Here is a 23,885-nt window from a genome sequence, read left to right as displayed (position 1 = left end):
TTTATTTAAACTCATCCCAAAGCTTACCAAGCATGAAGTCAGCAGTTCTAGGGGATATAGGTTCCCAGCCACTGCCATGACAGAATGTCATTTCTCCAAAATAAACTCTATCATCAACACTATACATATCAACACGTACATATTTAAAATCTTTTGAAAGTATTTTTGCTAAATAAAGAAGCTCTTTTATATTAGATGGAAAAGTGAAGTTAATATCGACAGATTCATACTTGGGCTGAATAGAGAAACCAGCTGGCGTTAAGTCCTCATTGTAAATTGTACGTTTATGATTCCCAAATCTATCAGCATCAACTTGGATATATAATTTCGTAATATCACCGCCATTAAAAATATGGATTTTGTAATCCGAAGGATAACGACCATCATTATGCTTCATTAATTCTTCAAAGATTATTTTTGGTGTTTCTATATCATAAAAATGCTCATCAACTATAACTCCCATCTTTATACTAAGGAAAGAGTTAAATGTATTGCATACTTCTAGCAGATTTAACTTTGATTTATCTTCTACTATTAGTACATTCTCTCCTCCACCACCATTACTAGTTTTAATCACGAATGAATCCGGAAGATCATCGAAATCACATGGTTCAATATGATCAACAGCCTTTAAAAGCTTGATGAGATACTTAGCGCCAATCGTTTCTGAAACATATTTCCTGACGGCATACTTATCAACATATTTTGAATACAACTCGGGAGCGGTGCTTATTTTCCTGTATATTATTTTCTCAGAAAATGAAACTGGCTTATCAGTGTTCAGTAAGTATCTGTGAGTAATAAAAAACCTTATTTTATTATACCATTTAACACCTAACAATAAACGTAAAGAATCCCTTAATATAAACTTGATTTTTTTTGACATCATATTCTTCTTATCTTTCAGATTTTTATTACAAAAATATTTTATCCAATTGCTCTCTCATTCTGGATTGAGAAAACATCCCGATTATTTTTTCTTTATCCGGTTTAAATAGACTCACGTTATCAAATATCTCGAGTATTGCATTCGAGATAAAAACGGGCTCTGATTCTTCAATTATTATACCATCACATTTATCTGAAATTATCTCACTTACACCTGGGGTATTAGTAGCTATTACAGGGACTCCGACAGATAGAGCTTCGATAAGTACAGTAGGTAATGCTTCACTCGATCTTATGGTTTGTAAATTATCACCAAGCTGTATCTTCTGTTCAATTACACTAGGGAAAACTAAAAGGTCACTATTCGCAATCTCCTGTCTAGAATGACAAGTCCAACCTTTGAAATTAATTTCTGTTTTCTTGATTCTTGTGAGAAGAGAGTCTAATAGATTTTTATATTCCAAACTACACTGTTCAAAAGCACCATATATATTCAAGCATAGATCATACGGTATGGATTTTTGCTCTAGGAGAGTAACTGCCTGGATAATATTATGCACCCCTTTATGTGGAAATGGGGTTCCTAAAAATATCAGTTTCTTTATATTGGGATTTTTAGGTACAGAGCATCTAATTTCTTCATCAAATATAAATCCATTATAGATTACGCACACTTTATCTGTATCAGAGAAACTTTTTGCTATTGCTTCAGATGGCACAATTATGCGTGAACATAGTGAGATAAGAAATTTTTTTAAAATTTTACTCTTAGGTAGCTCTGAGTGTAAATGCCAAATTACCCTTACTCTAAATAGTCTTAAAAAGAGGCAACTAAGGAGTAATCCTCTTGGATCATAGGTGTAAACATAACTGGGCCTTAATTTTATTGTTTTCACTAAAGAGTAAATATTACATATCAATACAGAAAGTATAAAATAAGAAAAGTTTATTACTGAAAGATTGCCAAAGAAATCACCAGACCCAAATATTTTTTTTAATAGTGATTCTATAGGGAGAACTCCCGTCTTTTTATAATTTATAAAATTTCTCTCATAACTTCCGTTGCTGTCTCTGTGTATAACATATAGATCAAACTTGGTATTCAAGTACTCCAATACATTTAAGCTAACCTTCTGAGCGCCTGCACACCCCCCAGAAAAAGGCTCTATAAACAGCAACCTACTTTTCATTATTTCAGAAACCCTCTCTTAACTTTAACAATTATTAATAACATGAAGAATTAATAACATTTATTAATCTATCTTTGTGATCGTTATTAACCAATTCCGCATTTATCTGGAAATCACTTCTTAAGATATAAGCGACCTTAGAGGTGAAAATATCAAGATCAAATCGCGGTATCAGAAAACCATTTTTCTCATTATCAATTATTTCTGAGGGGCCACTCTCACAATCAAAAGAAACTACTGGTGTACCACAGGCAATGGATTCAACTAAGACGTTGGGATAGCCTTCATAATAAGATGTAAGAATAGTGACTCTAGCCCTATTATAAAGGGTTACCATATCGTTACATTTATATTCATAAGTGTATTTAATTCCATATTCATCTAACTCATTCAAGAGTAAGCTTTGTAACTCACCAACACCAACAATATGAATATTAAAAGATGAAATGGTGGATTTCATCCTCTTTAATATTTCAATAAGATTGTCAATGCCTTTTTGCTGAGTTAATCGGCCGACAAATAATATATCAATATCCTTACATAGCTCAATTTTTCTAAACTTTGGGGCGATAGGGTTATAGATAACCTCGATTTTATCTAACGCAATCGAATATAAATCTGACATTGACTGCTTCATCATATTACACTGTGCTATATATCCATCCATTTTATTATAAAAAAAACGCATCAGGAATTTTGTTATATGACGCTTTAAGATATTCCCTTTTTTAGCATTCAAATCAAGTTTAAGATTGTTTACATTCCGAGCAACAATGGCCTTCTTTATAAAGCACACTCTCGTTAATATGTATAAGATGAGCGATATTTGGTGATTAAATGCTATAAAAACATCTGTTTGTTTAATTACTCTTGGGCATGAAAGAAGGGTTAAAAACGCAAAGACACCATTCTTGGCATTTAGATTGATAATTTTTACACCTGCATCTAACTCATCTAGATAGCTTCTCTTTTTCTGGTTAAAAACCATGATTGATACGCTAAACCCCAGATCAGCCAATATATTAGCGTACGTAATACATACTCGCTCTGCGCCGCCAGTACCAAAAGTATCAATAAATAGAGTGATTTTTCTACGCATAGAATCAGTCGCCTGAAATTTATATATTATGTGATATGCCTTAAATAGCTATTTTCTAAACCGTCTTGAAAGAACGTTATTAATAACAAGAAACAGCCAGACCATGAATATAATGGAAAGCTCTAAAAATATTGACGATCTAGAAAGGTATAGAGACTTAGAGTAAAAGACGAAAAATGAAACAACGCCTATATTTAAATATGAAACGCCCCCTCTATTAAATCTCGTCTCATTAAAACCTATAAATAAACCAAAAATGAACATCCCCAAAAAAACACCTGTAATGCCAAAATCTAAATAAAGATCCGCTGTAATAGATGTACCATCACCATATGTCTGGTTATCACCCTGAATCAAATATGAGATAAATTCCGCTGTGGAAAGATAATTATCATCACCGTTCTCAACAATACTGTTTATAACGCCCTGCATACCAGGGATAATGCCGGAAATTCTTTTTAACGCGTAGATCCCATATCTAAAATCGAAGTTATTTGGAACATTATTCAACGAATGGTTTAATGTTCTGCCTGACTGAGCAAGTTCAATAAAACTATCACCAGGAACCGTCTCCTCATACCATCGACTATTTTCTTTTTTTCCACTTAGGGAAACCACAAACTGCTCATAATAAGTCAATGATTTATCTTTACTTTGTCTAACCTCACCAACAATTGTTAAGAAAAACGATGCTGTAATTAATATAAAAATCAGCTTAACAAGCCCAATTTTCTTGTTTTTATACACATAAGCCGATGCAAAAAGCAAACCGTAGGCTATTATAACACCGCGATCACCAATATAGAGTGAAAAACCTAAATGCCATGTTATAATTAATAATAACGGAAGTCCAAAGAAGCGAACATACCGATACAAACTTAACTGTTCTTTTGAAAGAAAAATATTAGTTAATTTTACAATGATTGCAGCAGTTAAGGACGCGTTAAATAACTTAAGAAAGTAATTTGAAATAGGCATAGCATCCGCAGCATAATATACACCTGACCGATATGAACCGGCAGTTGAGAAAAATGCCGCATAAGATACATAGATAATAATTACTAATAGGAATATAGAGTTAGTTTCTTTTTTTAATGAAACGTTGGTTTTTTTATAGTTAAAAAAACCAGCGTATATATTGCCAATCATATATAATATGATTGCTACAACAGATACAACGAGAGATAAGTTTTCAATTTTTGGATCGGACCAGTATTGTTTATATGACCATGCAGGCAAATAATACCCTACATGTTGTAACAATATGATTTGAAAATAAACTATAAAGTACCCAGATATAAATATCACATTAAATGAAAGCCAATTTCCATTTATATTTGAGATTTTGAAAAATAAAAGTGCTGCAACAAACACTAAAGCTAACAGAAGTCGCTGATAGTTTAAATCAACATCAATAGGAATGAAGAAAAATGCAATAAAAGATACGGCAAGAATTGCATGCAACGTAAGCAAGGGAATTGTTATTTTAGATGTCATATGAATGAATTAACCAATAATTGTTTTATATGAGATTAGTTTTATTGCTCTCTAATAAAGTTTCTTTCTGTTTATGATTTAGATTCTTTGTAAGCAAAACTCTAGGCAAATTTTTCTCTTTATATTGCTCTATTGTCATTATTTTCTTCACAGGAACACCAGCATAGACATACCCACCCTCAAGCTCACCACGAACAATAGAGCCAGCCCCCACAATAACATTATCACCAATACAACTGTTGGGGAGAACGATTACATCACAACCTAAGAATACATTCTTTCCTATACTTATACGTCCAAATAGATCTGCACTCTTTAGCTCTGGATAAAGATTTCTCAATACATTAACAGACCCATCATGGGTAACAAATTTAATGCCTGTTGAACAGTAGAAGTCATCGCCTAGGGTAATTAAGTATGGCTCACTACCAAAATCGACTGTTTTATTTAACTTACAATTCTTCCCCAGCTTAACACCTCTTAGCTCAGCAAGCTTATTGGCGGACAGGAATATTTTTTGAATCCTACGATAGAAACTACTTATTAATGACATGATATCACCTGAAAAATATGATTCTGTTCACATATAACTGCATTATAAAATGGGCTATTTGAACAATTAAGAAGCAGATCGCTAATCCAACAGCATCATATTTAATAACCAATGGATAGACGATAATCAAGTTAAGCAGCACAGTAAAAAATGTGATCCTTGATAAGACCGCACTTCTGTTCTCAATAATCAATACTGTTGATAGAACGCTACCTACTGAAAACAATAAGCACAGTGAAAATATTGCAAGCATATCCTGCATATATTGACTAATTTCTTTCATCAGCATCATTAAAATATAGCTTTTAGATAGATATAACAACAATGATGAGGCAACTAATACAATAAGAAAGACAAAAAAGAATTGTTTTATTTTTTTATTATATTCTTCCGCATTATTTAACCTTAAACGAGATAAATATGGAAATACTGCTTGTATTAGCGGGTTAAGCATCTCTCTTATAGCCATATATATTTTTTCAGCTACAGCATAGTAGCCTACCATGATAGGTGATGATAATAATCCTAGTAGAACTACATTAAACCTTGTATAAAAAAGAACAGAAAACTTTGATAAAAAAATATGCCAAGAAACTCTCAATGTAGAAATAACACGTCGATAGTTAGGCACATGAAACTCAATGTTAAATTTTTTTATTGCCCATGAGAAAGAAACTAATGATGAAATTAACGCAACACTGCCTTCAATAAGTGGTATGTATAATGTATCGTCACTAGAGTTAACAAGCAGCATTGTCAAACCAACAAATATAAATCGACTGGATAACTTTAGTATGGTTATAGCTTTCATTCTCTGCACGCCTTGATATAACCATATAGGAAAAAATACATCCGCAAAGGCTAAAATAAACAAGGCAAACAAAAGACTTTTCACTTCATGAAACTGAGGTATAAGTAGAGTTAGACTAACTAGAAGCGCAAAGCAAAACAGGGAAAGAAGTATCTTAGCATAGATTATCTCTTGGAAGATCTTGCCAACCTCTTTGAGGTCATCAGATACTTCTGCAATGGCTTTAGTTCCACTTAAGTCGAATCCATATGATATGATTGCTCTAAAAAACATTATAATTGCAGTAGCGAAGCTTAGAACTCCGAACTCTTTCACTCCAATCTTAATAATTAGATATGGAGTGAGCACAAGTGGCACTATGTAGTTACCGACTTGCAATAAAGCCAATGATACAAAATTTACAATTACATTTCTATAATTAGAATTCATGTATCATCCCAATGATAATTTGAACGCAAAGATCAATACTTATTAAATAAGCTTTAATTTCAAATGACATATCAATTCCAATTATAAATTGTATATCTTAATTTTTTTTAATTTTATTAATATCTACTTCCAAATGTTTCATATTCTTAACCCACCTTCCCAACTTCCATGCATGTGACAAGCAGTAGGAATAGGCAACAAACAGCAGCAGATAGAGTGCCATCATCAGCCATTCAGGCAATTGGGCCTGTTCGGAAAAAATGCCAAAGAAGACGATGCCCAGATTGGCCACCACGATCAATAGCAGGGCTTCGCGGGAGGTAAAGCCGGCATGAAGCAGAATATGGTGCAGGTGATTGCGATCAGGACGCAGGGGGGATTGGCCTTTACGAATACGACGGATCATGATGCCTACCATGTCCATCAACGGCAGGCCGATCAGCCAGAGGGCGGTCACGGGTCGAAACGCAGGTTCCAGCTCATGATGTTGTGAACCGAACAGCACCAGGTAACCGATGACAAAACCCAGGAACATGGAGCCGGCATCCCCCAGGAATATCTTTCGTTTGAAGGGAGGAATATTGAGATTGACCAGCAGATAAGGCACCAGTGCAATGGTGATGACCAGACAGAGCTGGGCCATGTCAGGCATGGTGTCGGTAAACAGGATGGAGAGCCCGATCAGCGAGATGCCAGCCATGCTACCAGCAAGCCCGTCAATGCCATCCATCATGTTATAAGCATTGATGGCGGCGCAGACCGCGACTATGGCAACCAGCAGATCCACAAATGGGATGGTGAGATTTCCGACCCCCAGCACATCACCAAACTGATGAAGGCTGATATTGGTCGAGAGGCAGAGCACCAGGATCAGGAGGGCCTGCAAGCTCAGCCGGATCCAGGGGGAGATATCCTTGGCATCGTCAATGGCACCAATCATCATCATGCAACCGGCACAACTCAGCATGATGATGATCGAACTTTGCAAGGGGATCGTGAAGAAGACGCTGAGGTAAACCCCCAGACACACTGCAATGCCTCCAATCAGAGGGACTGCACCAACGTGTTGTTTACGCTGATTCGGCAGATCAACAAGTTGTAATTTAGCTGACAATGGGCGCAAGCAAGCGATAGCCAGCGCGGTCCCAAGAAAGGCAACCAGACCAGACGTTTCCATTTTGTTTCATCCCTAGAAATTATCAGGTTCGCCTCTTGGAACGACCTGCTTTTAATTTGCCTGACGGCAGCCAGCACTTATTTAATGACAAAATTGACCGTAACAACCCAGATAGGAACCGATTCAAAAAAGCAATAAAGTGGCTACCGCCCCTGAGTTACAGCTCCCAGTGTGCTCGCAGTCCACATATTGTTAAGTTTGCCAAAGATTTATGACAGTTTTTATCCTGCTCACCTTGGCAAGCATGACGGCGAGGCGCTCGTTATGCTTATCCGTCGTGATAACCATGATCATGCTGAGCCTATTAAGCACAAGAAGATACAAGATTAATTTTGAATCGGCGGGCGTGATTCTACCTATGGTTTGCTCAAAAGGGTAGCCAATCTGGTCTAATCAGTTTTTGATCGACCAAAAAACAACCAATTAGCATTGCCGAATAAACTTTTACCCCCCCATATCAGGGGGAATCACAACAAATTCATTGACATAGAAATACCATTCAATTATGGGCCTCAAAAGACATCCATGGCTCTCTTCTATATCTTCCCACTCATTTTGTGCTGATTTTTCTCCCTCGAAATGGGGGCTATCCCTGCCACAGACATTAAAAAAGGAGGCCTGGGCCTCCTTGAGTCATGAATACATCCTATTAGTGGATACTTTTTTGACCTTTTATTGCGTACCGTATTACTACGATACCCACCCCCAGCATTCCGCCAAGTAACGTGGCCAACACGACCACCAGAGGACGCTTGGGCTTGTCACGAGACAAAGGCTCGCTCGGAGATGCCTGGTATGCAAAGGACTGGAAGGGTAGCGCTTCCAGCTTGATGGCCTGCAGACTGCTCAACTGCAAACGCAGGTCACTGATATTGGGGTTCATGAACTCAGGATTTTTGATCTCCTTGAGTACCTTGAGTTTCTCTGCCAACGCTCTGGCCCCCAGATCGATGGCAAAGCTGTCTTGATTTTGCAGATTTTGCACCGGGGTCTCGATGCCGGCAGCCTGGCTGATACGCAAGCTGTATTCCGTCCTCAGAATGTCATCTTGCAACTGTTTGAGGGTATCTGCCCGGGCGCTTTCATACTGGCTCTGCAGGGTTTTAATCCGGTTCTGCCAGATGGTATTTAGCTCCTTGCCCTTGGCATTTATCTCTTGTTGCTGGATAAAGGCAATGTACTGCTCCAGACGGGACTTTGCTTCGTCTGCAGACTCTGCCGCAAAGGAGAGGGTAACTTCCTCGCTCAGCTTGTCTGGGCTTCGGGCATCAATCCCTTCGGTCAGCTTCTTGAGCAGCAGGCGCTTACCCCTTTCATCCGTTATATCGTTCTTCGTCGCTTCCGCATCCAGATAGCCTTGCGCCATCAGGAATTGGCGTTTGTTATTGAAGCTGTTGAAATTATTAACAAAATCATCATAGATAGCCTTCTTTTCAAAAGAAGAAAAGGCGTTTGCCGGCACCAGCGCATTCATGAGCTGATTGATGTTGAGTTCCAGGGATTCGACTTCCTTGAGCGTAGGTTTCTTGATCTCTGCCTGGCTGATCCACACCTGAGGAGCCAACAGCGCATAAGCAATACCTGCCACGGCAAACAGACCAGCCACGCAGAGAACCTGCAGTTTGCTGCGCCAAAGCTCCAGTAGCAGTGCTCTCACATCGATGTAGTGGCTAGGACGGGACGAAACCCAGCCTTGAGGGAAGTCTGCGTTGGAAGGAGTCAGGGTCGGTTCTTGATTACTCATATTGTTACATTTCTCTGATTGGAAACTGGGTAGGCAAGCCCACGGCAAAAGAGGGTCTGCAAGACTGGTCAGGCTGAACATTCTTGCCACGATATCCATCGCGGCCGGTTTTCACACCCGCTGGCTGCCAGCCTTGGTTGATAGCCGATGGCATCCCCAACCATGGCTGAGGGGTCAAACCTATTATCATGCAGCATCAGCTTCGTTGGCAGGCTTGTTGCTGGCTTCGCGATCACGAGGATATGCCACTCCGTGACACCAAATCCCTCCTGATTGCCAAGACCAGACTGCAGGCAGAAGGTCATCGACACACAAGATGACACCAGATGGCACCATTGCTATGTACTTCTAGCAATGTGGCCAAGACAGCGAGCACAGACCCGCGGGTTGTCTTGAACAAGCATTTTGCCGGTTCAGATGCGTCATTGGATGACGCCACATCGCAAGATTCATCGAACAGCCGAGCCATGCCTGCACGCGCGATAACATCACCTGCATGACACTGTGCCAGGAGCATTATCGGGACAGGATCATGACGTTGAATCTTCCCATCGCTGCGATTGCCAATGTCACTTGATCACCAACGGCAGACTGGCATGTCACGAGTGGACGCTTGACGACGTTAGTGATGCTGATCACTGCCTACTTGTGCAAGGCGGTGACATAATCCCCCACCCTTGCATGAGGGAACACCAGCGTTCTGGCTAGTCGCAGCCAAATAGATCACGGGTATACACCTTGTCAGCCACATCGTTCAATTCACTGGCCATACGATTGGAGAGGATCACATCGGAGAGTTGTTTGAACGCTTCCAGATCGGCCATCACCCGGGAGTTGAAGAAGGTCTGTTCCTTGAGCGCAGGTTCAAACACCACCACCTCTATTCCTTTGGCCTTGATCCGCTTCATTACCCCCTGAATGGCCGAGGCTCTGAAATTGTCTGAGCCCGACTTCATGATCAGTCGATAGACACCGACCACCCTGGGATCGCGACGAATGATGGAATCAGCAATGAAGTCCTTACGGGTAGTGTTTGCATCTACGATAGCCCGCACCAGATTGTTTGGCACATCATCATAGTTGGCCAACAATTGCTTGGTGTCCTTGGGTAGACAATAGCCACCATACCCGAAAGAGGGGTTGTTGTAGTGGCAGCCAATACGTGGATCCAGCCCCACACCTTCAATAATCTGGCGGCTGTCGAGACCATGGGTCTGCGCGTAGGTATCCAGCTCGTTGAAATAAGCAACCCGCATGGCGAGATAGGTATTGGCAAACAACTTGATCGCCTCCGCCTCCGTGCTGTCGGTCAACAACAGCGGCACATCCTGCCTGATGGCCCCTTCCTGCAAAAGGGCGGCGAAACGCTCGGCACGCTCGGAACGTTCCCCTACGATGATGCGCGAGGGATGCAGATTGTCATAAAGCGCCCTTCCCTCTCTCAAGAATTCGGGTGAAAAGATGACATTATTGCAGCCCAGCTTGTCCCTTATCGTCTTGGTATAACCCACGGGGACCGTGGACTTGATCACCATGACGGCAGTCGGGTTGATGATCATCACATCCCGGATCACCGTCTCAACAGAATGGGTGTTGAAATAGTGGGTATCCGCATCGTAGTCGGTCGGTGTCGCAATGATGACAAAATCCGCGCCTTGATAAGCTTGGTGCTTATCCAACGTCGCTGTCAGGTTAAGGGCCTTATGGGCAAGATAGTGCTCAAGTTCACTGTCTGCGATGGGCGATTTGCCTTGATTGATAAGCTCAACTTTTTCAGCCACCAGATCGAGAGCAACCACTTCGTTGTGCTGGGCAAGCAGCACGGCATTGGACAGACCGACATAGCCGGTTCCCGCAACGGCAATTTTCACCATGGGACTACCTGATTAATTAAATTAAGGGTCTGATTCTAGTCAGTAATTGTGCCACAAAAATACGGAGTTACACTAATCCCGGGGGTAGAAGCAGGGAGCATTGGCATCCTTTTCGGACAAGCGCAATGGCACTTCATTCAGCAGAGGCCAATCGATAGCCAGATGGGGGGAATTCCAGCGCAGGGCCCTTTCTCCCGCAGGGTAGTAATAGTCACTGCACCGATAAAGCAGGTCAGCCACGTCACTCAATACATAGAAACCGTGAGCAAAACCAGGCGGAATCCACATCTGGTGGTCATTCTCTTCTGACAGAATTTGGCCAACCCATTGACCATATGACGGTGAGTCAGGGCGCACGTCCACCGCCACATCAAAGATACAGCCCCGAACAACCCTCACCAATTTTCCTTGTGGCTTATCCACTTGGTGATGTAACCCACGTAGCGTGCCTTGCCAGGAGCGAGTGTGATTATCCTGCACCAGGGTGTATGGGCCACATTGGCGTTCAAACTCATTCTGGCGCAGGGTCTCCATGAAGAAACCACGCTCATCCGTACGACGAGTAGGCAGCAACAATTTGACGTCTGGAATCGCAAGAGATTGGTATTTCATAAGCCTTTTCAGATGTTGAATCAGGAGGTTGCGTTGTAGCAAATGGAGGAGAGATATCACATGCCTCATTCACTCGACAGGGAAATTGCAGGCAACGCTAGCGAATAGAGATAGCCAACAATACGGTGGATGTGGTGGATATTATGGGAGGTGTTCCTCATCCCTGGGATTGGCTTCAGCCTTCAATCTGAGCAACCAATCCATCATCTGTTCCTGCCAAGAGGGCTGAACGATACCAAAGGTGGTGGAGAATAATCCGCAATCGAGCCTGGAGTTCAGAGGCCGGGTAGCTACCTGGGACCCGATTGCCGAAGAAATGGGTTTCACCGGTACGGGTTTAGCCAATAGACCCAACCCATAGGCTGCATGCACCAGATCGGATGCAAAACCATACCAACTCGTTTCTCCCTGGCTACTCAGATGATAGAGGCCTCGCTTGCCAGGAACCATCGACACCTGCTCCAAGGCAGATAGCACCATACGCGCCAACCAATGCACTTGAGTCGGAGCACCCCATTGATCATCTACAACTTGGAGGGGGAGTCCTTCTCTGGCTCGGCCAAGTATGGTGCTCGCAAAATGCCTCCCCTCGCCACCATAAAGCCAGCTGGTACGCACAATCAAATGGTCAGGGCATAAGGCTTGAATAGCTTGTTCACCTGCATATTTACTGGTGCCGTAAATATTCAGAGGTCTGGGTTCATCCGTCTCTATCCAAGGTTCGGTACCGCTGCCATCGAAGACATAATCGGTCGAGAAATGCACCAAGAAAGCGCCGTATGTCCTTGCCTCTCGTGCAAGAGTTACGACAGCTTCATGATTGATGAGCTCTGCGAGCTGAGTCTTGGTCTGTGCCTCATCGACAGCCGTATATGCTGCACAATTGATAATCACGTCGGGGTGATAGCGGTTCATGGCACCTTTCAAGGAAGCCGCCTTTGTAATGTCACACTCGTCTCTGCCCAAAGCAGCCACGGGCCAATGAGGATAATTCAGAGACAGTGTAGAAAAAAAGGCTCGTCCCAGCTGGCCACGAGCCCCTAGCAACAAGATCTTCATTGCGATTACCGTGCGCCAAAACCGGTCAGAATGGTACGAATGGTCTTGAACACGATGAGCACATCCAGCCAGAGGGAGAAATGCTTGATGTAGTAAAAATCGTGCTCGATCTTGATGCGGGTATCATCGGCATCAGCCGCATAGCCGTGCACGACCTGGGCCCAACCGCTGATCCCGGGCCGCACGATATGACGGTACATGTAGAACGGGATCTCCCGCTCGAACTGATCGACGAACGTGCGCTGCTCCGGTCTTGGACCAATCAGGCTCATGTCCCCTTTAAGGACGTTGAAGAATTGCGGCAGCTCGTCGATGCGCAGCTTGCGGATCACTTTGCCCACCCGGGTGACGCGCATGTCACCGTCCTGGGCAAACTGGGCGCCGGCTTTTTCCGAATCCTTACACATGCTGCGGAACTTGTAGATGCGAAAATCCTTGTTCCCCTTCCCTACCCGATTTTGCAGGAACATCACGGGGCCCGGACTCTCAAGCTTGATGATGATCGCCGTCACCAGCATCAAGGGGGAAAACACCGGAATCGCGATCAACGCAGCCAGAATATCCATTCCCCGTTTGATGAAGGCATAGATGGGTGACGGCAAGAGGGAGCCAAGCTGGTTCTCATGGAGGTGGTCGATCTTGACACGCCCTGTCAGGGTCTCACTGATCTGCTTGATGTGATAAACGGGGATATGAGCCAAAGCACAACGTGCCAGAAAGCGCTCCCATTCCCCCGCCAACTTCTCATCTCGAAGATCTGCCACTACTGCATCATAACGAACTTCCCCCAGATCAGGTTTATCCAGCAGGCGCCACTGTACACTCTCATGCCTGGTCAGAGGCTGATAATCCCCAAATGGGAGCAAGGCATACTTGGGTGTCCGATAACGACGGCCGATAAAATAAACAAGCCAACAGCAGAGCAACGCCACAACATATGATTCAAACAAAACCTGACGACTGTAAGGTAAACGCAGGAAGAAAAGAATTCCGACCAGCAGACCATAAAGTGCCGTCACTGTTGGGATCATGTAGGCAACAGGGCTTGCACCTGGGTATCTCAGAAAACGATGAAGAACGATGCCTGTGAGTAGGAAGGCAACAAAGGCTCCGGCCAAGGTATTGACTCTTACAGCATCGAGTCCTCCCCAAAAACCCCATCCCCAGCGTTCAATTGCAGGGACGCATACGGCTAGTAAGGCTCCAAACAGAAACAAAGAGGGTTGGCTAAATAATACACGCTCATACCAGCGTGAGTGACGGCGTTGGTAGCTCAATTATTACCTCGGGATTATTCTTATAAAATGAAATTCAACATCGCTCGGAAGCCAGGAGTATAACAATTCTAGAGTGTAGATTGCTTAACACATGTCATCAAGGTTTGCACTACAGCTCTTGTTATATCCCAAGCTACATTACTTGTAAAAACCTCTAGATTAAATTTAAATAGAATGATCTATCCATGAAGAAACAATCACACATTGCATGTTATATGTCAGATGTTAAAGTTACAGAAACCATCAAGCGTTGATTATTATTGTTTATGCTTCTTAATCCCATTAAGGGCATACCAGAAAAAATACCAAGAGGATTTTAGAAAACCTAGCTTGACTACCTCCCTGTAAAATTCCCATTGATATTTTGCAACATTCATTTTGTTTTGAGTCATACCTGAATCAGTTCTATATTTCGCCAAAATATCCGGTAAACCATAGGCTTTACTACATTTTGTAAGAAGAGTTAGCCAAAGCCCCATATCTTGCCTTTTTCTTATTAAGGGCATTCTCTGTTTACCTAAAGCCTCGGCATTATATACGGCAGTAAGACACCCTATTACATTACCATAGAGAAGCTCATTATATGACACAGACTCCGGTGCATTAATTATTTTTCCATCACCAAGATGTGAAAACATCTGGTAAGATGTAAAAGTGAAAAAATAGTTATTCTTTTCCATAAATGAGATTTGCATTTCCAGCTTATTTGTAGACCAAAGATCATCCGCATCTAGAAATGCAATGTATTTTCCACTAGCCCGCTCAATAGATGCATTTCTTGAAAAACCAGCACCTCTATTTTTGTCGTTAACAGCAATGGAAATTCTTGGTTCATCTATTGCCATTTTCTCAATGAGATCCACAGTATTATCTTCAGAGCAGTCATCCGTAATAATTAGCTCCCAATTATCATAGCTTTGATGCGATACACTGTTTATGCTATCAACAACAGTATTGGATGAGTTATACGTTGGCATTATAACTGAAACCAAGGGTTGCGATGTTTTTTTCATAACCTGATTCAACCTCGCCATAGAACGGATTTTAGTGCCGTTTTGATAAAGAAAAACCCAAAGCCAGCTTTGTATGCGATAGCACTTTTTTTCATAACAAATAGAATAAAGAGAAATAGACCGTAGCGAGGAGAGACTCTTACAAACATATTTCTCTTAGCTATTATTTTTTTATCCGTTGAATAAAAGTCAGCCCCTGAAGTAATCGGTGGGTGCGAAGATACTTCAACAGGATAACGCTGGATGGATAATCCATTCCTCAAACAGTCTGACAGGAAAATCATTTCCTCACCTGAAGGATTATCTGTCCCTAACCCAAACTTTTCATCAAACCTAATCTGGTTACTTAAAATGGCGTCCCTATTAAAGCAGATGTCAATTGATGAGGGCTTGGCGATAGTAAAAAAATTTAATTTATGTGACACTTGGGTACTTAGCGTAGTTCTTCCATTTAGGTACCTATGATAATAGGTACCTACATCAGCATTATCTCTCTTCATTCTCTTGATAATGTCTAGAATTTTTTCGATGGAAAAAACGACATCATCATCCATGATCATCACGTATTCACCATTAGCATTTTCTAATGCTATATTCCTGCTAATAGACAAGCCATTGGTATCAGTGGGGATATATGAGACATCATCTCTATTTTTAAATTTATTGACTACATCCAAAAGCGCCTCATGTGGTTTTTGGTGAACAATCACATATTCAACATTTGGGTTGAAGTCCAGCTTTAAATTGCTAACCCTATTAGCATATGTAGAAATTGCTATTGACAAAAAGGCCATATAATCACTTAGAAAGGTTTAATGTTTTAATTAAAATGCTCAGATTGTATCACGTCATTTTATTAGCATTGATTGATCACTATTATCACTTACTTTATGACATCCCCAATACCTTAGAGCACCAACAGTGTATATTGGCAAAACCAAAAAAAACAAAACATATAAAAAATACTTTTGATATATAATAAACTGTAAAGATTGGTTTATTGGCAATGTTGAGAAAAATATAAGTGAAATTGGCCAGTAAACTATATTGTTCAGCGATGTCAACCATCGAAAGAATATCAGATAGACCAATAATGAGAATAATATGAAAGAAGAGAACAAATACACTCCTGACTCTCCAGAGTATGCCCACATCTCACCAACAACAAATGTGTTAGAGTTGATTACATGTCCGCTATCATTATATATATATGGAACTATCCATTCATCTGGCTTTAATTCTTTTAATCCAAGAAGATGTGAGAATGGTAAATCAGAGAATACTCCTGTAAGCTGGGGTTTATAATACTGCATGATATAGTACATACCTTGCGCTTGACCAAATATACTTCGATCAAGAATTCTGACTAAGGCGTTCCCATCCCCAGACATCATCGTAGAATAAATTAAACCACTAGAAAAAGCGAAGACGATCAAAAAAATGACGATTTTAAATACTGATTTAGATAGCAAAAAATACGTCACTCCCATCATCATAAAGAGCAAGAATAAATGTGCTTTCTGACCATCAAACGTGAGCTGAATTGAAGATATTACAATAATAAGGAATAGTCTCGCTCTAGATGCTTTATTATTGCTTACCAATATCATCGTGGATATTGTTATATAAAAACAGAAGAAATAAAATATTTTCCCGATATAAGGGATATCCACAAAAACATCCCCTTTCTGAATCGAAGCTCTAGATAATGCAGCTTGCGTATAATCACCTATCGCAACATAGTAGAGTGGGGATTGTTGATAAAAAAGTATAAATTTTACCAAGCAGTATATAATAAAAAGTAAAGATAATGGATTGATGATATATACAGCTTCATTAACTTCCGCTTGGTCATGTAACGAAACTCTTTTATTATCTACTGAAAAAAAGTATACGAGCAACCCTGTTAAAATAATAATTACTGAAAACGATGTCATGTAATAAACATTATGTATGAGTTCTTTATTGAACCCATCTAGTCTAGCCGATATATCTGGAACAAATACAACCAGCACTGTAGAAAGCCAAGAGGTAAAGAAAATATTAAATGCTATCAATATAGAACAAGACATGCTTTGCTCTTTTCGTTGGAGCATGCTTATCACCAGTATACTAAAAAGCACCCCAACTAGAACTGCTATGATAACCTCACTAACCATTATTTAGTCCTTAGTTGTGAAGTAAGTTACACATAGTAAATTTCAACTGCATTCAATAACAAGCATTGAAAATTAACAACCAATATATATTTTAAACTTCCTCAATTGAAGAGATATAAATCCTGGCTTCAAGAAGTTAATCAAACCAACAATGATATTGGAAATGGCATTGGGAGTATTATTAAAAATCCTGGCTACATACACCATCGCTTTTGGCCATGCTTTTTTTCTTAACTTTAAAATATACTGACTTTTCTTCAGGTCAGGTATTACAACTATGTCATCAATTAATGCCATCTCATTGAAGTAATGTTCATTGATGATTTTTGATCGACTGCTGCTAATGCTATCAGATTTACGGTATTGAACAGTGGTTTTTTTAAAAAATCTAAGCGTGTAACCATGCTTTGTCAGTTTAAGCCATAACGGGTAATCTTCTATTAATCTGAATCGTTCATCTGCGTAGCCTACCGATATCAATGCACTTCTTTTAATAAAGGATGAGGGAGCGATGGGAATACCATTAATTTTCAAATAGTCATACTGAGCTTCAGAAGTCAGATCAAAAAAGTGATGATACGCTGATGATGGCATTAAATGAGAGTTGATCTTATTAGACTGTTCATCAACATAAAAAACTTGCATTAATGAGAAGACAGCACCAACTTCATGGTTTCCTTTATCAAGAACATAGTCAATATTGTCATCGAGACAATTTGGCAAGAGTATATCATCTCCCGCAATAGTTTTTATCCATTCTGAAGTAGATGCAGTCCATGCAACATTGATATTCTTTGAAACACCACCATTTTTTTTGTTTTCGAAAAAGACAACTCTGTTAAAACTAGACTCATGTAGTGTCAACCAGTCATGAATAACTGCCACAGTATTATCTGGTGATGCATCATCGGAAATTATCAATTCAATATTTTCCGCACCATACGTTTGACTATAGATACTGTCTAATGTTTCAGTAACAGTATTTGCTGAATTGTAAGTTATAACAGCAACAGATATTGTTTTTTTCATGGCTATATATTTAGTCTCGGTGATGATAATTAATGCAATTCACTTGGATATTTTTCTTACATTGAAAAAAACAAAAATAAAATATATGCAATAATTAACTAGATATGCCATAGGTGCTCCCTCAACCCCTATAACACTGATAAGCGAATACGATAAAGCCACAAGTGTCATTGAGGATAATATTTCGCTCGTAATAAAAATTCTGGTAGCACCACGGGACAACATGGGATATGCGTACAACCAGCTGGCGATTTTCATTATGTCACCACACAACTGAATGGCAAATAAATCACGTGCAGCACTGAACTCTGCAGTGAAAAGAAGCCAAATAGCTATATCACGTAACAAATAAACTACCAATGCCATCACTGCTACAGCAGGGATTACAACCCGAGCAGTTCTATGAATTTCATCGACAATGGCATCAACACCAACTAAAGATGACAAACGTGGAAGGTAATATGTACTTAGAGCCATCGTGATAACACCAAGATAAACTTCAGATATTTTCCACACTGCTTGCCAATACCCAGCAGCCTCCCATCCAACTGATTTGATTAAAATTGTCCTGACCAAGATGAGTGATATTGGAAATGTTAAGGCACTGGTGATCGCCATCAGCATATATCCACCAATTGATTTCCTTGCCTCAACACTTGTCCCCCCCCACCAATACTGTACTCGAAACCAGGCTTGATGGAAGTTCGCGATCAACATAACCAACCCTATCAGTCCGGCTTGTACTGCCGCTGCAAATAAGGCACCTCGGATATCCGCCATCACAATCATCATCAACATCACACTACTGGATATGACTACCGATAACATACCCAGTAAAACATAGCGACGATAAAATTGCTGACCGTTTATAACTGAATTACAAAGTGTGCCTACAGCAGATAAAGGCAAAACACACACAGTAGCCATCACAACCCAAGCCAGTTTCGTATCTTGGAACAGCCAGTTAGCGATATGCTCAGCCAATAACAGTCCACTAGGGATGAGTAGAGCAGAAATGACTAAAACCCACTGCAGTGATGCTCGCCACCAAGGTGCACAAGACTCAAAACCCTGCTGTTTATTTTCAGCGGTATAACGTACTACACCACTACCAACAGGAGCATTAATAATTCCATTGAGGCTGCCCACCAGACTTTGTACTTGGCCTAACATAGCCATACCAGTAGGGCCTGTATATATAGCGACAACCTTTGCAATAACAAAACCCATCGCCATTTTGAGCAATGTTAAAAGCCCTGTCATAGCAGTCACTTTTAGCAAGCGTCTCATGCTGTAAAGCCATTTACCGCATCTATCACCTGTGTCACTGCCTCATCGCTCATGGTAGGATCCATAGGCAAGGAAAGTACTTGCTGATGAATGCGTTCTGTCACTGGCAATAGGTAATCCCGATACTGTGGATATGCTTGTTGCTTATGAGGAGGTATTGGATAGTGGATCAGAGTTTGGATTTTTTGTTCCAATAACCACTGCTGAAGCTTCTCGCGTACATCGCAGCGTACAACGAATAAATGCCACACATGTGCACCTTCATTTTCCACATTAGGTAATTTCACTAAAGGGTTTTTAATTCTTGTACGATAAGATTGAGCGATATTCTGACGACGAGCAGTCTCCTTTTCCAGATAAGGTAGTTTCACGCGCATCATAGCAGCCTGAATTTCATCTAACCGACTATTGACTCCTTGATACAAGTTTTCATACTTTTTATGTGAACCATAATTGCGCAGTGCACTGATTGTCTGCGCCAATTCATCATCATTGGTTGTCACAGCACCGGCGTCTCCTAAAGCACCTAGATTTTTACCTGGATAGAAGCTGAAACCTGCAGCATCTCCCCAGTTACCAGCACGCTTTCCATGGATTTCAGCTCCGTGTGCTTGGGCACAGTCTTCCAACACTAATAAATTGAACTCCGTAGCAATTGTCATCAGTTCTGGCATAGGAGATAACTGGCCGTACAGGTGTACAGGTAGTATAACTTTAGTTCTAGGTGTGATAGCCTCTCTCACTTGGGCTGGCTCCAAATTAAAAGTTTCTGGATTGGGTTCGACCAAAACAGGAACCAAGTCGTTCTCAGTTATTGCTAAAATGGAAGCAATATATGTATTTGCTTGTACTATGACCTCATCGCCAGCTTGTAACTTACCAAGTTCTTTCCATGCTCTCAGTGCTAAATTAAGAGCATCTAGTCCATTTGCTACACCAATCGTATGCTTGGTTCCACAATAGTGAGAGAATTCTTTTTCAAATAGAGCAAGCTCATGCCCCATAATATACCATCCAGAATCAATGACTCTGGCACAGGCATCTTTCAGTTCATTTTTATACTGATTATTTATAGCTTTCAAATCGAGGAAGTTAATCATTTTTCCATCTCAACATAACGAATTATTTTAGCTGGATTTCCAGCGACAACAGCATAATCTGGTACATCTTTGGTGACAACGGCACCAGCGCCTACCATTGCATATTTTCCGATTGTGATCCCAGGTAATATAGTTGCGTTGGCACCTAACGATGCGCCACATTTTATTATCATTTTAGGAAATTGTACTGGGTAAACTTTAGAGCGAGGATGTTTATCATTTGTAAATGCAACACAAGGACCAATGAAAACGTCATCCTCAATTGTGATACCATCCCAGACATACACACCAGATTTGATCGTGACACGATCACCTATTGTGACGTCCCCCTCAATCAAAGTATGTGCACATATATTACATTCCTTACCAATTTTTGCGCCTTGCAATACAACCGAGTACTGCCAAATACGAGTGTCATCACCTATATTATTTGACATCACGTCGCTAAGATGATGAATAAACATTTATATTTCTCCTAGCTAGGCACAAGAAATCTTCATAGTTTCTTATATAGTCAGATTCATCATATTCTTGATCAGCCAATACCATCAGGACACAATCTTCAGAAAAATCATGCATCTCACGCCACATAAAAGACTCTATTAACAACCCTTTTGTCGGTCTATCAAGAATAACTTCTGATCTGACCATTCCATCATCAAGGACAAAACGGCAAGATCCAGACACCGCAATAGCAACCTGTTTTAGTGCTTTATGGGCATGATATCCACGAGATATGCCTTTTACTGTATTGAAAATATAATAAACCCGTTTTATTTCGAAAGGGATATTCTTATTTCCTTCCAATGATAGCAAAGAACCTCGCTCATCACCGAGCATTGGAAACTCAATTAGTTTAATAAGGTTCATTTTAATTCCTTATCAAATCTAGTAGATATTGACCATAGCTATTTTTAGCCATGCGTTCTGCTGTAACAGCTACTTCATTTCTACTTAACCAATTATTTCGTAATGCAATTTCTTCAAGACATGCAATCTTGAAACCCTGTCTAGTTTCAATCGTTGCCACAAAATTCGATGCTTCGAGTAAACTTTCATGTGTTCCACTGTCAAGCCAGGCAAAACCTCGCCCCAATAACTCTACATTCAGCTGTCCCTGCTCCAAATACACTTGGTTAATACTAGTTATCTCTAGCTCTCCTCGTTTGGACGGTTTTACTTGCTTGGCAATGCTGACTACTTGACTGTCGTAAAAATAGAGTCCAGTTACAGCAAAGTGCGACTTAGGTTGTGTTGGCTTTTCTTCAATAGAAAGAACACTTTGCTTATCATCAAATTCAACGATTCCAAATCGTTCTGGATCTTGAACTTTATAGCCAAACACTGTTGCACCTTTTTCCCTTTTGGCAGCCTCACGTAACATCGGTGAGAATCCTTGCCCCCAAAACATATTATCCCCCAGGATCAAGCATACCGAATCATTTCCAATAAACTTCTCACCGATAATAAATGCTTGTGCAAGCCCATCTGGGCTTGGTTGTACGGCATATTCCAGTTCAATGCCAAATTGACTACCATCGCCTAAAAGACGTTGAAAGCTAGCCTGATCTTCTGGAGTGGTAATAATAAGTACATCCCTAATGCCTGCCAGCATCAATACAGACAAGGGGTAGTAAATCATAGGTTTATCATAAACTGGCAAAAGCTGTTTTGAGACGCCCATGGTAATTGGATAAAGACGTGTGCCAGAGCCGCCGGCAAGAATAATACCTTTCACTATTTTCTATCCCCATATTGTTGAACTATCCACGTTTGGTAGGCTCCGCTCTTGACATTATTTACCCATTGCTGATTTTCCAGATACCACTGCACAGTTTTTCGAATACCAGACTCGAAAGTCTCTTGAGGTTGCCAGTTCAGCTCAATGCTCATTTTGCGGGCATCGATGGCATAACGACGATCGTGGCCGGGGCGATCCACCACATAAGTGATTTGCTCACGATAGGAGCCCATTTTCGGTACCATTTCATCGAGCAGGTCACAAATGGTATGCACGACTTCCAAGTTTTGCTTTTCATTGTGACCACCGATGTTGTAGGTCTCCCCTACCACTCCCGCGGTCACTACCCTGTAGAGCGCACGCGCATGGTCTTCCACATAGAGCCAATCACGAATTTGGTCACCCTTGCCATAAACTGGCAGTGGCTTGCCATCCAGCGCATTGAGGATCACCAACGGGATCAGCTTCTCGGGGAAGTGGTACGGGCCGTAGTTGTTAGAGCAGTTGGTGACGATGGTGGGCAGGCCGTAGGTGCGGCGCCAAGCGCGCACCAGATGGTCACTTGAAGCTTTGGAGGCTGAATAGGGGCTGCTTGGGGCGTAAGGCGTGGTTTCGATAAACAGTGGCAGCTCAGTACCTGCAGCGACTTCATCCGGATGGGGCAGATCGCCATACACCTCGTCAGTAGAGATATGATGGAAGCGAAAAGCAGACTTGCGCATCTCGTCCAGGCCGTTCCAATAGGCGCGAGCCCCTTCGAGCAACATATAAGTACCGACGATATTGGTTTCGATAAAGTCGGCCGGGCCGGTGATGGAGCGATCAACGTGACTCTCGGCGGCCAAGTGCATCACGGCATCGGGTTGATGGGTAGCAAACACCCGATCCAGTTCGGAGCGGTTGCAGATATCCACTTGCTCAAACACATAGCGATCGCTAGCAGAGACAGCGACCAAGGATTCCAGGTTGCCCGCATAGGTTAGCTTGTCGAGGTTGATCACTGAGTCTTGGGTATGTTGGATAATATGGCGAACAACGGCTGAACCGATAAAGCCGGCACCGCCTGTCACAAGGATCTTCATTCAAGGGTTCCCAATTTCAAGGTAACGAAATTGCAAGATATTAATTTGATATTTGCGTTCAAGCATTATCACTACAAGTTTTGCTTAAACCGGACACTCAACGTTGAATGTTAATGCTTCTAGTACCTTAAAGGCATCTATGGAGGTACAAAGTTGGTTGTTTTTTGAAAGTCTATAGACTCTATAAAAAAGAAATAATTCTCATTTATAGTGAGATTTAGGAGGGATGGTAACTAAAATTATGCACTCACTGTCAAACGA

Annotated in this window: 22 protein-coding genes; all 22 read right to left on the bottom strand. The window is 41.1% G+C overall.

Annotated features, from left to right (window positions below):
• Nucleotide 1 precedes the first annotated feature (1 nt).
• The 22 genes from I6L48_RS11180 to rfbB all read right to left on the bottom strand — a co-directional run bounded on the left by I6L48_RS11180 (nt 2) and on the right by rfbB (nt 23,624).
• Nucleotides 2-886 (bottom strand): ATP-grasp fold amidoligase family protein, encoded by an 885-nt coding sequence (locus tag I6L48_RS11180; RefSeq protein WP_216987227.1) that lies wholly within the window; start codon nt 884-886, stop codon nt 2-4.
• A gap of 28 nt (nt 887-914) precedes the next feature.
• Nucleotides 915-2,078 (bottom strand): glycosyltransferase family 4 protein, encoded by a 1,164-nt coding sequence (locus I6L48_RS11175; RefSeq protein ID WP_216987226.1) that lies wholly within the window; start codon nt 2,076-2,078, stop codon nt 915-917.
• Nucleotides 2,079-2,112: 34 nt separating this feature from the next.
• Nucleotides 2,113-3,177 carry a glycosyltransferase gene (locus tag I6L48_RS11170; RefSeq protein WP_216987225.1) on the bottom strand — a complete coding sequence of 355 codons (1,065 nt, stop codon included), beginning with the start codon at nt 3,175-3,177 and terminating at the stop codon, nt 2,113-2,115.
• Nucleotides 3,178-3,225: 48 nt separating this feature from the next.
• On the bottom strand, nt 3,226-4,674 hold the full coding sequence (locus I6L48_RS11165; protein WP_216987224.1) for an O-antigen polymerase: 1,449 nt from the start codon (nt 4,672-4,674) through the stop codon (nt 3,226-3,228).
• A gap of 25 nt (nt 4,675-4,699) precedes the next feature.
• A complete protein-coding gene (locus I6L48_RS11160) occupies nt 4,700-5,227 on the bottom strand; it encodes an acyltransferase (protein WP_042076719.1) in 528 nt (175 codons plus the stop codon).
• A 4-nt stretch (nt 5,228-5,231) separates the two neighbouring features.
• On the bottom strand, nt 5,232-6,467 hold the full coding sequence (locus I6L48_RS11155; protein WP_216987223.1) for an oligosaccharide flippase family protein: 1,236 nt from the start codon (nt 6,465-6,467) through the stop codon (nt 5,232-5,234).
• A gap of 97 nt (nt 6,468-6,564) precedes the next feature.
• Nucleotides 6,565-7,644, bottom strand: coding sequence for a UDP-N-acetylglucosamine--undecaprenyl-phosphate N-acetylglucosaminephosphotransferase (wecA, locus tag I6L48_RS11150; RefSeq protein ID WP_216987222.1), 1,080 nt, complete (start codon nt 7,642-7,644; stop codon nt 6,565-6,567).
• Nucleotides 7,645-8,293: 649 nt separating this feature from the next.
• Nucleotides 8,294-9,388: an LPS O-antigen chain length determinant protein WzzB gene (locus tag I6L48_RS11145; protein WP_216987221.1), complete on the bottom strand. Its 1,095-nt coding sequence runs from the start codon at nt 9,386-9,388 to the stop codon at nt 8,294-8,296.
• Between the two features lie 704 nt (nt 9,389-10,092).
• Entirely contained in the window at nt 10,093-11,259 is a 1,167-nt protein-coding gene (locus tag I6L48_RS11140) for a nucleotide sugar dehydrogenase (RefSeq protein WP_202042416.1), read from the bottom strand.
• Nucleotides 11,260-11,334: 75 nt separating this feature from the next.
• On the bottom strand, nt 11,335-11,874 hold the full coding sequence (gene rfbC / locus I6L48_RS11135; RefSeq protein ID WP_109112239.1) for a dTDP-4-dehydrorhamnose 3,5-epimerase: 540 nt from the start codon (nt 11,872-11,874) through the stop codon (nt 11,335-11,337).
• Between the two features lie 141 nt (nt 11,875-12,015).
• A complete protein-coding gene (gene rfbD / locus I6L48_RS11130; protein ID WP_216987220.1) occupies nt 12,016-12,933 on the bottom strand; it encodes a dTDP-4-dehydrorhamnose reductase in 918 nt (305 codons plus the stop codon).
• 5 nt (nt 12,934-12,938) lie between these two features.
• Nucleotides 12,939-14,210, bottom strand: coding sequence for a sugar transferase (locus I6L48_RS11125; protein ID WP_216987219.1), 1,272 nt, complete (start codon nt 14,208-14,210; stop codon nt 12,939-12,941).
• A gap of 257 nt (nt 14,211-14,467) precedes the next feature.
• Nucleotides 14,468-15,223, bottom strand: a complete 756-nt coding sequence (locus tag I6L48_RS11120) for a glycosyltransferase family 2 protein (protein WP_109112234.1) — start codon at nt 15,221-15,223, stop codon at nt 14,468-14,470.
• An 8-nt stretch (nt 15,224-15,231) separates the two neighbouring features.
• Nucleotides 15,232-16,017, bottom strand: coding sequence for a glycosyltransferase (locus tag I6L48_RS11115; protein WP_216987218.1), 786 nt, complete (start codon nt 16,015-16,017; stop codon nt 15,232-15,234).
• 54 nt (nt 16,018-16,071) lie between these two features.
• A complete protein-coding gene (locus tag I6L48_RS11110; protein WP_216987217.1) occupies nt 16,072-17,382 on the bottom strand; it encodes a hypothetical protein in 1,311 nt (436 codons plus the stop codon).
• 72 nt (nt 17,383-17,454) lie between these two features.
• The gene (locus tag I6L48_RS11105) at nt 17,455-18,411 is read right to left on the bottom strand and encodes a glycosyltransferase (RefSeq protein ID WP_202042262.1); all 957 of its coding nucleotides are present in this window, start codon (nt 18,409-18,411) and stop codon (nt 17,455-17,457) included.
• Between the two features lie 39 nt (nt 18,412-18,450).
• Nucleotides 18,451-19,701: an O-antigen translocase gene (locus I6L48_RS11100; protein ID WP_202042261.1), complete on the bottom strand. Its 1,251-nt coding sequence runs from the start codon at nt 19,699-19,701 to the stop codon at nt 18,451-18,453.
• Nucleotides 19,698-20,801, bottom strand: a complete 1,104-nt coding sequence (locus tag I6L48_RS11095; RefSeq protein WP_202042260.1) for a DegT/DnrJ/EryC1/StrS aminotransferase family protein — start codon at nt 20,799-20,801, stop codon at nt 19,698-19,700. The genes I6L48_RS11100 and I6L48_RS11095 overlap by 4 nt, the downstream gene beginning before the upstream one ends.
• Nucleotides 20,798-21,265 (bottom strand): acyltransferase, encoded by a 468-nt coding sequence (locus I6L48_RS11090; protein ID WP_109112229.1) that lies wholly within the window; start codon nt 21,263-21,265, stop codon nt 20,798-20,800. The genes I6L48_RS11095 and I6L48_RS11090 overlap by 4 nt, the downstream gene beginning before the upstream one ends.
• Complete coding sequence (locus I6L48_RS11085; RefSeq protein ID WP_109112228.1) at nt 21,246-21,671, bottom strand: FdtA/QdtA family cupin domain-containing protein; 426 nt, start codon at nt 21,669-21,671, stop codon at nt 21,246-21,248. Before I6L48_RS11085 ends, I6L48_RS11090 begins: the two co-directional genes overlap by 20 nt.
• A 1-nt stretch (nt 21,672) precedes the next feature.
• Nucleotides 21,673-22,539, bottom strand: coding sequence for a glucose-1-phosphate thymidylyltransferase RfbA (gene rfbA, locus I6L48_RS11080; protein ID WP_109112227.1), 867 nt, complete (start codon nt 22,537-22,539; stop codon nt 21,673-21,675).
• The gene (rfbB, locus tag I6L48_RS11075; RefSeq protein WP_216987216.1) at nt 22,539-23,624 is read right to left on the bottom strand and encodes a dTDP-glucose 4,6-dehydratase; all 1,086 of its coding nucleotides are present in this window, start codon (nt 23,622-23,624) and stop codon (nt 22,539-22,541) included. Before rfbB ends, rfbA begins: the two co-directional genes overlap by 1 nt.
• Nucleotides 23,625-23,885 lie beyond the last annotated feature (261 nt).

The organism is Aeromonas sp. FDAARGOS 1418, assembly GCF_019048585.1.
Lineage (GTDB): Bacteria > Pseudomonadota > Gammaproteobacteria > Enterobacterales > Aeromonadaceae > Aeromonas > Aeromonas caviae.
This window is presented reverse-complemented; position numbering and strand designations above follow the sequence as displayed.